The sequence below is a fragment of the Oceanomicrobium pacificus genome, assembly GCF_009833495.1.
Taxonomy (GTDB): domain Bacteria; phylum Pseudomonadota; class Alphaproteobacteria; order Rhodobacterales; family Rhodobacteraceae; genus Oceanomicrobium; species Oceanomicrobium pacificus.
This window is the reverse complement of record NZ_WUWG01000003.1, coordinates 335,356-348,176: the sequence shown is the minus strand read 5'-3', so window position 1 is coordinate 348,176 and position 12,821 is coordinate 335,356. Positions and strand designations below refer to the sequence as shown.

At 67.0% G+C, this 12,821-nt stretch carries 12 protein-coding genes and 1 other RNA gene; 1 reads left to right on the top strand and 12 read right to left on the bottom strand.

The genetic code is table 11. From position 1 onward, the window contains the following. Nucleotides 1-28 precede the first annotated feature (28 nt). The 12 genes from murD to GSH16_RS08120 form a co-directional block, all read right to left on the bottom strand. A complete protein-coding gene (gene murD, locus GSH16_RS08175; protein ID WP_160853890.1) occupies nucleotides 29-1,432 on the bottom strand; it encodes a UDP-N-acetylmuramoyl-L-alanine--D-glutamate ligase in 1,404 nt (467 codons plus the stop codon). A 52-nt stretch (nucleotides 1,433-1,484) separates the two neighbouring features. Further along, complete coding sequence (gene mraY / locus GSH16_RS08170) at nucleotides 1,485-2,570, bottom strand: phospho-N-acetylmuramoyl-pentapeptide-transferase (RefSeq protein WP_160853888.1); 1,086 nt, start codon at nucleotides 2,568-2,570, stop codon at nucleotides 1,485-1,487. A gap of 29 nt (nucleotides 2,571-2,599) precedes the next feature. Beyond that, entirely contained in the window at nucleotides 2,600-4,039 is a 1,440-nt protein-coding gene (locus GSH16_RS08165; protein WP_160853886.1) for a UDP-N-acetylmuramoyl-tripeptide--D-alanyl-D-alanine ligase, read from the bottom strand. After that, nucleotides 4,036-5,553: a UDP-N-acetylmuramoyl-L-alanyl-D-glutamate--2,6-diaminopimelate ligase gene (locus GSH16_RS08160; protein ID WP_160853884.1), complete on the bottom strand. Its 1,518-nt coding sequence runs from the start codon at nucleotides 5,551-5,553 to the stop codon at nucleotides 4,036-4,038. Before GSH16_RS08160 ends, GSH16_RS08165 begins: the two co-directional genes overlap by 4 nt. Nucleotides 5,554-5,571: 18 nt before the next feature. Further along, on the bottom strand, nucleotides 5,572-7,362 hold the full coding sequence (locus GSH16_RS08155; RefSeq protein ID WP_160853882.1) for a peptidoglycan D,D-transpeptidase FtsI family protein: 1,791 nt from the start codon (nucleotides 7,360-7,362) through the stop codon (nucleotides 5,572-5,574). Then, nucleotides 7,359-7,730: a cell division protein FtsL gene (gene ftsL, locus GSH16_RS08150; RefSeq protein WP_160853880.1), complete on the bottom strand. Its 372-nt coding sequence runs from the start codon at nucleotides 7,728-7,730 to the stop codon at nucleotides 7,359-7,361. The genes GSH16_RS08155 and ftsL overlap by 4 nt, the downstream gene beginning before the upstream one ends. Continuing rightward, a complete protein-coding gene (rsmH, locus tag GSH16_RS08145) occupies nucleotides 7,727-8,743 on the bottom strand; it encodes a 16S rRNA (cytosine(1402)-N(4))-methyltransferase RsmH (RefSeq protein WP_160853878.1) in 1,017 nt (338 codons plus the stop codon). Before rsmH ends, ftsL begins: the two co-directional genes overlap by 4 nt. A 2-nt stretch (nucleotides 8,744-8,745) precedes the next feature. Next, on the bottom strand, nucleotides 8,746-9,249 hold the full coding sequence (mraZ, locus tag GSH16_RS08140; protein ID WP_160853876.1) for a division/cell wall cluster transcriptional repressor MraZ: 504 nt from the start codon (nucleotides 9,247-9,249) through the stop codon (nucleotides 8,746-8,748). A gap of 597 nt (nucleotides 9,250-9,846) precedes the next feature. Beyond that, nucleotides 9,847-10,071, bottom strand: coding sequence for a hypothetical protein (locus tag GSH16_RS08135; protein WP_160853874.1), 225 nt, complete (start codon nucleotides 10,069-10,071; stop codon nucleotides 9,847-9,849). 170 nt (nucleotides 10,072-10,241) lie between these two features. Then, an RNA gene (gene rnpB, locus GSH16_RS08130) (RNase P RNA component class A) lies at nucleotides 10,242-10,613 on the bottom strand. 13 nt (nucleotides 10,614-10,626) lie between these two features. Next, complete coding sequence (locus GSH16_RS08125; protein WP_160853872.1) at nucleotides 10,627-11,373, bottom strand: N-acetylmuramoyl-L-alanine amidase; 747 nt, start codon at nucleotides 11,371-11,373, stop codon at nucleotides 10,627-10,629. A 1-nt stretch (nucleotide 11,374) separates the two neighbouring features. Then, a complete protein-coding gene (locus tag GSH16_RS08120) occupies nucleotides 11,375-12,274 on the bottom strand; it encodes a pseudouridine synthase (protein WP_160853870.1) in 900 nt (299 codons plus the stop codon). Nucleotides 12,275-12,354: 80 nt separating this feature from the next. Between GSH16_RS08120 and GSH16_RS08115 the strand changes: the two genes are divergently transcribed. Next, nucleotides 12,355-12,810: a nucleoside deaminase gene (locus GSH16_RS08115; RefSeq protein ID WP_160853868.1), complete on the top strand. Its 456-nt coding sequence runs from the start codon at nucleotides 12,355-12,357 to the stop codon at nucleotides 12,808-12,810. The last annotated feature ends 11 nt before the right edge of the window (nucleotides 12,811-12,821 follow it).

Below are 12,821 nucleotides of genomic sequence, written 5' to 3'. Positions count from 1 at the left end.
ATCAGCGGGTTCCGGCTGCGCGCGGGCCTCAGTCGGCGAGCGCGGCGACCAGCGCCTCGAACCGTTCTCCGCGTTTCTCGAAGCTCGCGAACTGGTCGAAGCTGGCGCAGGCGGGCGCAAGCAGGATCGTGTCGCCCGGTTCCGCCGCTGCCACCGCCGCACCGAGTGCTGCATCGAGCGTGCCCGAGATCTCGTGCGGCGCCCCGTCCAGCGTTTCGGCAAACTGCGGTGCAGCCTCCCCGATCAGATAGGCGCCCTTGAGACGCCCGAACAGCGGTTTGAGACTGTCTATCCCGCCCTCTTTCGGGACACCGCCCGCAATCCAGTGGATGTTTTCGAACGCACCGAGCGCGTGGGACGCGGCATCGGCATTGGTGGCCTTGCTGTCATTGACGAAGGTCACACCGTCCCGCACACCGACGATCTGGCAGCGGTGGCGCAGGCCCGGATAGCTTGCAAGCCCCGCCTCGATCACCCGCGGCGCAAGGCCGAGCCCGCGGCAGACCGCATAGGCCGCGCAGGCATTCTGGTGATTGTGCGCACCGGGCAGCCCGGGCACAGACCGCAGGTCGATATTGGCAACCTGGCGTCCCTTGCGCCATTCCGCCAGAAACCCGCGGCGGGCAAAGACGCTCCAGCCGTCCTTCTGCAGCTTTGACTTTGTCGAAAGGGTGATGACAGGCGCCGCCTGCCCTGCCCCGTCGCGCATCTGGTTGGCGAGAAACCGGCCCTCGACCTCGTCGACGCCGATGACAGAGCGTTCCGGCACACCTTGGGAGAAAAGCCGCCGTTTGGCCGCGAAATAGCCCCCGCGCCCGCCATGCCTGTCCAGATGGTCGTCGGACAGGTTCAGGAAGACCGCAATGTCGGGCTGCAACATGCGTGCCAGTTCGGTCTGGTAGGAGCTCAGTTCCAGCACGATCGTCTCGCCATCGCCCGGCGGGTCGAGGTCGAGCACGCCGCGCCCGATATTCCCGCCCATCTGCGCGCGGCGGCCGGCGCTCTCCAGCAGGTGGCAGATGAGCGCCGTGGTCGTGGATTTGCCGTTCGATCCGGTCACGCAGACGATCTTCGGCGTGCTGTCGAACTGGTCCCAGTCCGGTGTCACCACCGAAGTGAAGAAAAGTCCGATATCATTGTCGACCGCAATCCCGCGCGCCCATGCGGCTTCCACCGCCGGATGCGGCGCGGGATAGAGATGCGGAATGCCGGGCGAGAGGATCAACCGCTCCACACCGTCCCAACTTGCGTCGCGTTTCGGGTCGGCGATCGTGAACCCTTCAGCCTCTGCCGCGTCGCGAGCCTCCGCCCCGTCATCCCAGCAGAGCGGTTCGGCCCCGCCTTCGCGGAGCGCGCGCGCCGCGGACAGGCCGCTGCGCCCCAGACCGAGCACCAGTACGCGCCGGTCGCGCAATCCCCGAACGGGGATCATCGGGCCGCTCCGGCCCGGTGGCAGATCGGGTCTTGCAGGTACATCGCCGGTCTCACCGCAGTTTCAGGGTTGCGAGGCCGATCAGGGCAAGAATGACCGAGATGATCCAGAAACGGATCACGATCTGGCTCTCCCCCCAGCCCTTCTTCTCGTAATGGTGATGGATCGGCGCCATCAGGAACACCCGCTTCCCGGTCCGCTTGAAATAGGCGACCTGGATGATGACCGAGAGCGCCTCGACCACGAACAGGCCGCCGATCACCGCGAGCACGATTTCATGCTTCGCCGCCACCGCCATGGCGCCGAGCGCGCCGCCCAGGGCCAGCGATCCGGTGTCGCCCATGAAGACCGCGGCGGGCGGGGCATTGTACCACAGGAACCCGAGCCCGCCGCCGATCAGCGCCGCGCAGATCACCGCGATCTCGCCCGTGCCGGGGACGTAATGGACCTCGAGATATTGGGAGAAATCCGACCGCCCGACGAGATAGGTAATGATCCCGAAAGAGCCTGCCGCGATCATCACCGGCATGATGGCCAGCCCGTCGAGCCCGTCTGTCAGGTTGACCGCATTGGCCGAACCGACAATCACGATCATAGCGAAGGGCACGAAAAGGATGCCCATGGGCAGGAGCAGGTCTTTCAGCACCGGAAAGGCCAGTTGCCCCGCCAGATCGTCAGGGTGCAGCATCATCGCCCAGGCCGCCGCGATCCCGGCGACCGTGAAGCCGAGCGCCAGACGCACCTTGCCCGAGACGCCCGCATGGGTCTGGGCCGACACTTTGGCATAATCGTCGGCAAAGCCGATCAACCCGAAGGACAGGGTCACAAAGAGCACCATCCAGACAAAGCCGTTGTCCCAGCGTGCCCAGAGGAGCGTCGCCACGGTCAGCGCACCGAGGATCAGCACCCCGCCCATTGTCGGCGTGCCCGCCTTGGTCACGATATGGCCCTCCGGCCCGTCCTCGCGGATCGGCTGGCCCGATTTCTGCTTGCGCCGCAACAGGTCGATCAGCGGCCGCCCGAAGAGGAACCCGAAGATCAGCGCGGTCATGAACGCCCCGCCAGCCCGGAAGGTGATATATCTGAACAGGTTGAAGAAATCGCCCCCGTCCGAAATGTTGCTCAAGAAGTAAAGCATTCTGCCTGCCCTTCGCCTGTCCGGCCTTGTCAGCCTGTTCCGTGCCGAGTTGCCCGGCCGAGTTTGAGAAGCGCCGCGGCAACATCTGCCACGCGCGAGCCTTTTGATCCTTTGACCATCACCGTGTCGCCCGCATCGACGAGCCGCGCCGCGACCGCCACCAGCGCCGCGGCACTGTCCGCATGGCGGCCCTGACGGTCGTCGTCAAGCGCGGCGTGAAGCGCCGCCATCAGCGGTCCGGCCGTATGCACCAGATCCACCTGCCCCATCACCGGCAGGTCCGCCAGTCCGGCATGCAGCGCCTCTTCGGTGTCGCCAAGCTCCAGCATGTCGCCGAGGATCGCGATCCGGCGGCCACGGCCGACACGGCCCACGCCATCCTCGACCGGCGCGGCCGCCAGCACATCAAGCGCCGCGGCCATCGACAGCGGGTTGGCATTGTAGCTTTCGTCGATCAGCGTGAACTGCCCGTCCATCCCGTCCGGTCCGAGCGCGACCGACCATTGCGCGCCGCGCCCGTCCGTGGCCCGCCAAGCGCCAAGTGCGATGAGCGCGCGCGCCAGATCGCCATCAACGGCAAGAAGGGCTGTCAGCGCCGCCAGTGCGTTCATCGCCAAATGCCGGCCCGGGCTGCGCAGGTTGAACAGGAACGGCTCGCCCTGCCAGTGGGCCTCGACCGTGCTGCCGCCCGCCGCCGGCCGGCAACTGTCGAGGCGCATATCCGCATCCGCAGCTTCTCCGAAGCGCCGCAGCACCGCACTCGCCCGGGCTGCGGCCTCTGCCTGCAGGTCTGGCGCAGCGCTTTCTGCACAGATGATGGCCGTTCCGCCCGGCTCCAGCCCGGTGAAGATCGACGCCTTCTCCTCCGCGATGCCGCGCACATCCTGGAACGCCGCCAGGTGGACCGGCGCAACCGTGGTGATGATCGCGACATGGGGGCGGGCCAGTTGCGACAGCGGCGCGATCTCGCCCGGTGCGTTCATCCCGATCTCGATGACCGCGAAATCGGCTTCCTGCGGCAGGCGCGCCAGCGTCAGCGGCACACCCCAGTGATTGTTGAAACTCTTCTCGGCCGCATGGACATGGCCCTGCGCACCGAGCATCGCGGCCAGCATGTTCTTCGTCGTCGTCTTGCCGACCGATCCGGTCACGGCGATGACCCGCGCGCGGCTGCGCGCGCGCGCCGCCACGGCCAGCCCTTCGAGCGCTTTCAGCACGTCAGGCACGACGAGGAGCGGCGCATCGTCCGGCACATCGTCGGGCCGGTGCGTGACCAACGCAGCCGCGGCCCCTTTCGCCAGTGCCGCAGCGACGAAATCATGCCCGTCCCGCTGGTCTGCCAGCGCCACGAACAGGTCGCCGGGGGCGAGGCTGCGACTGTCGATCGACACGCCGGTGGCGGCCCAGTCGCCGTGGGCCTGCCCGCCGGTGGCGCGGGCTGCCGTTTCCGCTGTCCAGAGCGCGCTCATGCACCATCACCATCAAGCGCGGCCACGGACACGCTGGCCTGCTCGCCATCGTTGAAGGGCAGCACATCGTCGCCGACGATCTGTCCCGTCTCGTGCCCCTTGCCCGCAATCAGAAGCGTGTCGCCCGGCTGCAGCGCATCGACGCCGGCCAGAATGGCCGCAGCGCGGTCGCCGATTTCGGTCCCTTCGGGCACGGCCTCCATGATCTCGGCGCGGATGGCGGCCGGGTCCTCGCCACGGGGATTGTCGTCGGTCACGATAACCACATCCGCGCCTTCGGCCGCCGCGCGCCCCATCAGCGGCCGCTTGCCGCGGTCACGGTCGCCGCCCGCGCCGAACACGACCACAAGCCGCCCCATCACATGCGGGCGCAGCGCGTTGAGCGCGGTCGCCAGCGCATCGGGCGTGTGGGCGTAATCGACGAACACATGCGCGCCGTTGGCCCGCGTCGCGACCAGTTCCATCCGGCCGCGCACCGTCGTGAGCGCATCAAGCGCCTTGAAAGCCGCATCGGGTGCGGCCCCCGAGGCAATCGCCAGTCCGGCGGCGGTGAGCGCATTGTAGGCCTGAAACCCGCCGATCAGCGCAAGCCGCGCGACATGGACCTGCCCCGCATGGGTGAAGCGCACATCCTGTCCCGCCGCGTCGAAGCGGGTCGTGTCGATGGTGATGTCATTCCCCTCCCCGCGGCCGATGGTCAGGCAGGAAATGCCACGCTCTTCGGCGGTGCGCACCACGCGTTCGCCGAACGGGTCGTCCATATTGACGACCGCCGTACCACCGGCGGGCAGCACACGGTCGAACAGCCCGAGTTTCGCCGCGAAATAGTCTTGAAAATCATGGTGATAGTCCATGTGGTCGCGGGTGATGTTGGTAAAGCCCGCCGCGGTCAGGCGCACCCCGTCCAGCCGATGCTGCGCCAGCCCGTGCGACGAGGCTTCCATGGCCGCGTGGGTCACGCCGTCAGCCGCCAGTTCCGCGAGCAGCGCGTGCAGCGTGATCGGCTCGGGCGTCGTGTGGCTGAGCGGCGCGGAGACCGCTCCCTCGACGCCGACGGTGCCGAAATTGACCGCCCGTTCACCCAGATGCTCCCAGATCTGACGGGTGAAATTCGCGACCGACGTCTTGCCGTTCGTCCCTGTGACCGCAACCACCGTTTCGGGCTGCGCGCCCGACCAGGCGGCGGCGGCACGGGCCAGATCGAGCCGCGGCTCGGGCGTCACGAGGATCGGCAGATCGCCGCCCACGCCCTCGTTCCGCGCAATCCGCAGCCCTTCGGCATCGGTCACGATTGCGGCCGCACCCATCCGGGCGGCGAAGGAGATGAATTCCCCGCCATGCACATGGCTGCCGGGCAAGGCGAAGAACAGGTGCCCGTCGCGGGCTTCCCGACTGTCGACCGACAGGCCGGTGACACGCAGGTCCGCGCGCCAGCCGCCCTGCGGCTCTCCGGCGCCTGCGGGGACCAGCTCGCCAAGCGGTCGCGTCGTGCTGGTGGGTCCGGATTGCGCCATGCGCCCTGTCTCCTGTGGTCAGTTCCGCGCGAGCGTCACCGTCGGATCGTCCATTTCTTCCCGCTTCGGACGGGGACGCATCCCCATCAGCGGCGCCACCCGGCGGATGATTTCAGCCGCCACCGGCACCGCGGTCCAGCCGGCGGTCCGCCGCGGCTCGCTCCCGGTCATCTCGACCGGTTCGTCGAGTGTCACTACCAAGACATATTCGGGATTTGAAGCCGGAAAGATCGAGGCGAAGGTGGCGATCACCTTGTCATCATAGTAGCCGCCCGTCGGCTTCGGCTTGTCTGCCGTGCCGGTCTTGCCGCCCACCTCGTAGCCCTCGACATCGCCGAGCGAGGCGGTCCCGCGAGTGACCACCGCGCGCAACATGCGCCGCACATGCATCGACGTGGCCGGCGAGATGACCCGGTCGGCCTCGGTTGGCAGATCGGGATCCTTCAACAGCGTCGGCGTCACCTTCAGGCCACCATTGGTGATGGTGGCATAGGCCGCGGCCAGATGCAGGGGTGTCGCCGCGATCCCGTGACCGTAGGAAATCGTCATGGTCGACAGGTCGGACCATTTGGCCGGCATCAGGGGCTTGCTGCGCCCCGCTTCGGGCAGTTGGACCGGCACCGGCTCGAAAAAGCCGAGCTTGTTGAGAATGTCCTTCTGCGCGGGCGTGCCGGCGGCAATGGCCAGCCGCGCCGTGCCGATGTTGGAGCTTTTTACGATCACGTCGGTCAGGCTCAAACGCGGTCCGTAATTGTGGAAGTCCCGGATCTTGAACTTGCCCCAACGCAGGGGACCGGCGGTCTCGATCAGCGTGTCGGGGCTCGCAAGTCCCATTTCCATCGACAGGGCGGCGGTGAAAACCTTGAAGGTGGACCCGAGTTCATAGCGCCCCTGCGCTGCGCGGTTGAAAAGCGGCGACAGCGACGGGTCGCCGGATGTCGCGGGCGCGGGCCGGTGGTTCGGGTCGAAATCGGGCAGCGAGACCATGGACAGGATCTCGCCCGTGCGCGCTTTCATCAGGACCGCAGACGCCCCTTTGGCATTCATCACCGACATGCCGCCGCGCAGTACGCGTTCGATCGCGGCCTGCACCGTCAGGTCGATGGAGAGCGACAGCGGCTCGCCGCTTTGCGCCGGGTCGCGCAGCCGCTCGTCGAACTCGCGCTCGACACCCGCCACACCGATGATCTCGGCCGCATGGACACCTTCGCGCCCGAAACTCGACCCGCCAAGAATGTGCGCCGCCAGCGTGCCGTTCGGATAGAGCCGCAATTCGCGCGGCCCGAACTGCAGGCCCGGCTCACCCAAATCATGCACGGCCTGCTGTTGCTCCGGCGACAGTTTTCGCTTGATCCACAAGAACTTGCGCTTCGATGTGAAGCGCTTGTAGAGTTGCTCCGCATCAAGGTCGGGAAAGATTTCCGCGAGCCCGTCGGCGGCGGCACGCTTGTCAGCCATATGCTGCGGTTGTGCATAGAGAGAGGCGGTTTCCAGATTGGTCGCCATCACCCGGCCCTTGCGGTCTGTGATGGTCGCCCGCTGGGCAGCGATGATCGAGCCGGGTGCGCCGGCCTTCGGCTCCTCGGCAACGGTGGAGGACAGCGCACCCATCTTCACCCCGATCGTGCCGAAGCCGAGCAGAAACAGGGCCGCGAGCAGCAAGAGCCGCGTTTCCGCCCTCTGGCGTTCGGCGGCGCGGATCGCGCGCAGGCGTGCGGCGCGTTCCTCGGCCTCGACCAGACGCGGGTCCTGCCCCTTCTTGCGGGCATCGATAACGCGGGCGAGCGGGCGAAGCGGGCGGCGGATCACAGGTCGGTCTCCGGATCGGTCGGCAACACCGCGCCTTCGGCAATGAGCGCAGCCAACGCCTCGTCAACCGACTGGAATTTTTGCGGCGGATAGACGACAGATGCCGGCTCCGCGAAATGGTCGGGGTGCAGCGGCATGAGCTTCAGCGTCTCGAAATGCTCCTCGGCCAGCGCCAGCAGCCGGTCGGGCCGGTTGAGATAGGCCCACTCGGCCTCCAGCACGGAAATGGCCGCGCGCTCGCGAGCAATCTCGTCGGTCAGCGCCTCGACGCGGCGCAGAGCCTCCTGCGTGTCGTAATTGACTTGATAGGCGAAGGTCGCAACCCCGATGACAAGGGTCACGCAGGACAGATAGAGAATGGTTTTCATGCCAATCCTCCCTTGCTGAGATCGAGTTGCGGCAAGCCAAGCTCGGCCGCGTCAGGGGCTTGCGCCGGCGCATCCGTGCGGCGGGCGACCCGCAGGCGCGCGGACCGGGCGCGCGGGTTGCGGGCACATTCATCCTTGTCGGCCTCGACCGCCTTGCGGGTGACGCGTTCGAACCGCGCGGCCTCCCCTTCGGTGGGCGGCGCGTAGCGGTTGGCGTTTGGGCGGTTGCCGCTCGCGGCCTGAATGAAGCGTTTCACGATCCGGTCTTCGAGCGAATGGAACGTCACCACGGCGAGCAGCCCGCCGGGGCGCAAGACGCGTTCGGCCGCTGCCAGCCCGCGCACCAGTTCGCCCAATTCGTCATTCACCGCGATCCGCAGCGCCTGAAAGCTACGCGTGGCAGGGTGGATCTGTCCGGGGCGCGGGCGCGGCATGACGCTCGCGATGACCGAAGCGAGCCGTTCCGTGGTGGTGATCGGCGCCTCTGCACGCGCGGCGACGATGGCCCGCGCGATCCGGCGCGACGCCCGCTCCTCGCCATATTGAAACAGGATATCGGCAAGCAGATCGGCCGGCGCTTCCGCAACAAGATCGGCTGCCGAGGGTCCGGACTGCTCCATGCGCATGTCAAGCGGGCCGGGCTTGGCAAAGGAAAAGCCGCGGTCGCCTTCATCGATCTGCATGGAGGAGACACCGATATCGAGAACGATCCCGTCAAGCGGTGCGGCACCGCCCTCCTCCGCAATCCGGTCGAGATCCCCGAACCGGCCCGGCACGAGTGCGATCCGACCGGCATATTCCTCGATCCACGCGGCCGCGCGGTCGAGCACGTCAGGGTCGCGATCCACACCGATGACACGGGCGGCACCCGCCGCGATCAGGCCGCGGCTGTAGCCGCCGGCCCCGAATGTGCCGTCAAGCCAGGTGCCTTCGACCGGCGCCACGGCGTCCAGCAACGGGTCGAGCAATACGGGAATATGGGGGCTGTCAGGGGCGTGGGGCGCGGCACACATGCCTACCCCTCCGCCCGCCGCCGGTCGAGCAGTGCGAAAGGATCATCCTCCTCGCCCTGATCGGAAAGCCAGTCGTCGATCCGGTTCATATCCTCGGCATAGGCCTCCGGCTCCCAGATCTGGAACTTGTCGCCCATACCCGCAAACGTGGCCTCCTTGGAGACGCCGATCCGCTCGCGCAGCTTCGCGGGCAGCACGATGCGGCCGTTTTCATCGACTTGTGCGTAAACGGACTGGGTGTTGAGCATCCGCTCGAGGATCTCGCGCTCGCGCGAATAGCGCGGCAGGTCGGAGACCATGTCGTCCACTTCGCTCATGCTGTTCATGGAGTAGCCTTCTAGGCAGTTGCGGCCGCGGCGCCCGTAGACGATCACCAGGTTGGCATTCTCGCCCGGCTTCCAGTCGGGATCACCTTCCTCGAGAACACGGCGAAAAGGCGCGGGAATAGACACCCGCCCCTTGCTGTCCACCTTGTGGACCGATTCGCCTCTGAAACGCCGTGCCACGTTTCCGCTCTCCTGCCATCGCCCTGAAATGGAAACGGCGGGACCGTGCTGCTCAATTCACGTCCCGCCGCCTGTCCCATCGTAGGGCTTGTCCGACTGCCCGGCCTTGTCTGCGAACGCCGTCGCGTCGGATCTGTTGAGGGTGGATGCGGTGCCTGTATGAAACCTGCTCTGGTTTTGTTGTGGCTGGTCTTTGCGACCTTGTGGGGATGTATTCCGCGATCCACCCTGTGCAAATGGTGTAGCATGGGAATTTATGGAAATCAATGGAATCTGACGCCCAAAACACCCTGAAACCGCTGATTTTCTTCTAGATCGTGGATGCGTGCGCCTCAATACACCAGATGTGGTGTCCGATTTTCAACCGCACACAAGATGGTCGCGCTGTTCAAATGAAAAAAAGTGGGGAAAAATCCCATGAACGCCCCAAATCCGGGCCTTGTCCCATGATTTCCCACCTTTGGCCCAAACTTTTTTCGCGGCCTGCGCCGGGGATTCTCGCGGCCGAAACAGAAAAACGCCGGCCGAAGCCGACGTTTTCAGACTTGATCGATCCCTGTCGCTGTCAGACCGGAGGCCCGGACAGGAAGGTGCGGCTCAGAGCGCGGCCAGTTCGCCGCCCTTGACGCCCCGCCCGAGCAGGCGGTTCAGCCGGTCGGACCGGAAGCCGAAATCCAGCTCCATCCGACGGCGCGGGCGCAGGCGGTGGATAGCAAGCTGTTCATCATCGACGAAAATAGCCGTGGCCGGACCTGTCTGCGCGTCACGCGCGCTCTCGGCGGGAGCCACGATATGGGCAACTTTCAATTTCAAATAGACCATGCGTCCTCTCCAAAGACAGTTTCCAAGCCCCCGGAGTGAAAAGCACGCCACTCGAATTGATACGCAAACCCGGCCGCACATCGGCCTATGGATCGAGCCTATTCAGCCCCTGCGGCGCATGCAACGGATTTTTTGGAAAAATTCGCGCGGACGGGCGCGGATCGGTGTGAGTGTGCGGATGGCCTGTAAGCCGGATTCTGTGGCCGGACATATGTCCGCCGACGATCATTCATCTGGGCGCACCGTTGCCGATGCGCTCTTGCTGCCAACCCGGACCGCTGGCTGGAAGCGGCCTGGGCCCGAAGGCCCGCGCGGTCCCTATTTGGCATTGCTCCTGGCGGGGCTTGCCGTGCCGGTCCTGTTGCCAGTCCCGCGGTGGGCTCTTACCCCACCGTTTCACCCTTGCCTCCGGCGCACCGGCGGCGGTCTGTTTTCTGTGGCGCTGTCCCTCGGGTTGCCCCGGCCGGGCGTTACCCGGCGCCATGCCTTCCCGGAGTCCGGACTTTCCTCACCCCGAGGGGTGCGATCGTCCGGCCATCCGCACAGCGCGCAGCGTTAGACGCTCCGCGCGCCCGGGTCAATTGCAGGATGGGCCCGGGCGAGCGCGTCGGCCGCCTTCAGATCGGCGCGGCAGGGCGGGCCGGTGCGCCCGGGCGCGAATCGCAATCGGAAAGCCTGCAGGACGGGGTCATCCGCCGTCATTTGACCACCGCCAACTGGATAGCCAAAGCGCCGCAATGCGTTGGAGAGTTCGATGCCCCCGCCGGCATCGATCGGCGTTTCATCCGCCGCCCCCTGCCCGTCCGGCCAGATGGACAGGCCGAGATGCGCCAGCGCGCGCCAGTCGAATTTCGGCCCCGGATCGGCCTTGCGCCCGGGCGCCATGTCGGAATGGGCGATCACGGCGGCAGGCCCGATCTGCCAGCGCGCCATGATCCCCGGCAGCAGGGCGACAAGCGCCCGCATTTGGGCGGCAGGAAACGGGGGGAAGCCCGCAAGTCCCGCTTGATTGTCCAGTTCGATCCCGATGGACACGGAATTGACATCCGTGCAGCCGCCCCATTGGCCGGCGCCGGCATGCCAGGCGCGCTTCTCCTCCGCAACAAGGCGCAGGATCGTCCCGTCCGCGTCGATCAGATAATGGGCGGACACTTCTGCCTCCGGATCGCACAGCCTGTCGCGCGCGGCCGCGCATGTGTCCATCGCCGTGTGATGCAGCACGATAAGGTGTGGCCGCACGCCGCCGCGCCGGTCGCCGAAATTGGGCGAAGCATGGTCGATGAGCGGCGGCCCGGCCGGCATGTCAGCGTTTCGGAGTGGGCTTGCGTCCCTTCCCGCCCGCCGGACGGGACGGGCCCCGGACCGGCCGGTCGCCGCTCTTTTGCGGCACGGCACCGCGGGACAGGGTGCGGCTGCGGCTTTTCGGTCCGGTCGGCTTGGGCGGACGCGCGGCCGGCGTCGCCTCGGGCTCGCGCCGGATGCCAAGCTGGTCGCGCAGGACCTTGGGGCGGATCTCCTCCACCCCGCCGCGAGCCAGATCGCCCAGCTGGAACGGCCCGTAGGAGACGCGCAAGAGCCGGTTCACGTCGAGCCCGACTGCGCCCAGCGCACGCCGGATCTCGCGGTTGCGCCCCTCGCGCAGGCCGATCGTCAGCCAGACATTGGCGCCCTGCTGGCGGTCGATCTCCACGGCCATCGGCTGGAACCGCTCGCCGTCGACAACGATGCCCTGGCGCAGCGGCGCGAACGTCTCTTCGCTGGGCTGGCCCTTGGCACGGACGCGATATTTGCGCACCCAGCCGGTCGAGGGCAGTTCCAGCCGCCGCTTCAGCGCCCCGTCATTGGTCAGGAGCAGCAACCCTTCGGAATTGAGGTCGAGCCGCCCGACACTCATCACCCGCGGCATGTCGGCAGGCAGCTTGTCGAAGATCGTCTCCCGCCCCTTTTCGTCCCGCGCCGAGGTCACGAGGCCCGCAGGCTTGTGATACCGCCAGAGCCGCACCGGCTCGCGCGCCGCGATGGGCTTGCCATCGACGGTGATCGTATCCGCATCGGTCACGTTCAGCGCGGGCGAGGTCAGCCGCTTGCCATTGACGGCCACGCGGCCCGCTTCGATCATCCGCTCCGCATCGCGGCGCGATGCCACGCCCGCGCGGGACAGGACCTTGGCGATCCGGTCGCCTGTTTTTTCTGTGTCGCTCATGCCCGACCCCTACACCCGCCCGCCGCGGGTTCCAAGGGAAAGCCGCTTGATCGCGGGCCGGACGGCCCCGATAAGGGGTCATGGTGACGCGCAACAGATATATGGACATGGCGCTGGAAGAAGCCCGCGCCGCCGCCGCGCGCGGTGAGGTGCCCGTGGGAGCAGTGCTCGTCGACAGGACAAGCGGTGAGGTGCTGGCGCAGGATGGCAACCGCACCCGCGAGTTGCATGACCCGACGGCGCATGCCGAAACGCTGGTCATCCGCAGGGCTTGCGCAGAGCGCGGCAGCGAACGGCTGGGTGGCACCGACCTTTTTGTCACGCTGGAGCCTTGCCCCTTCTGCGCGGCCGCGATTGCGGCGGCGCGGATCGACAGGGTCTATTACGGCGCGGCCGACCCGAAGTCCGGCGGCATCGAGCAGGGACCACGGATCTTCAGCCATCCGCAGGCCCATCATGTGCCGGAAATCTATGGCGGGATCGGCGAAGCGGCCGCAGCCGACCTGCTGCGCAGCTTCTTTGCCGGCCGGCGCTGAGCGGCGGGCCA

Excerpts from the sequence above, each read along its gene's own strand:
- GSH16_RS08120 (WP_160853870.1), bottom strand. The coding sequence starts at position 12,274 with ATGAGCGACACAGAAAAAACAGGCGACCGGATCGCCAAGGTCCTGTCC.
- mraY (WP_160853888.1), bottom strand. The coding sequence starts at position 2,570 with ATGCTTTACTTCTTGAGCAACATTTCGGACGGGGGCGATTTCTTCAAC.
- ftsL (WP_160853880.1), bottom strand. The coding sequence starts at position 7,730 with ATGAAAACCATTCTCTATCTGTCCTGCGTGACCCTTGTCATCGGGGTT.
- GSH16_RS08160 (WP_160853884.1), bottom strand. The coding sequence starts at position 5,553 with ATGGCGCAATCCGGACCCACCAGCACGACGCGACCGCTTGGCGAGCTG.
- GSH16_RS08165 (WP_160853886.1), bottom strand. The coding sequence starts at position 4,039 with ATGAGCGCGCTCTGGACAGCGGAAACGGCAGCCCGCGCCACCGGCGGG.
- murD (WP_160853890.1), bottom strand. The coding sequence starts at position 1,432 with ATGATCCCCGTTCGGGGATTGCGCGACCGGCGCGTACTGGTGCTCGGT.
- GSH16_RS08135 (WP_160853874.1), bottom strand. The coding sequence starts at position 10,071 with ATGGTCTATTTGAAATTGAAAGTTGCCCATATCGTGGCTCCCGCCGAG.
- GSH16_RS08125 (WP_160853872.1), bottom strand. The coding sequence starts at position 11,373 with ATGCCGGCCGGGCCGCCGCTCATCGACCATGCTTCGCCCAATTTCGGC.
- GSH16_RS08115 (WP_160853868.1), top strand. The coding sequence starts at position 12,355 with ATGGTGACGCGCAACAGATATATGGACATGGCGCTGGAAGAAGCCCGC.
- rsmH (WP_160853878.1), bottom strand. The coding sequence starts at position 8,743 with ATGTGTGCCGCGCCCCACGCCCCTGACAGCCCCCATATTCCCGTATTG.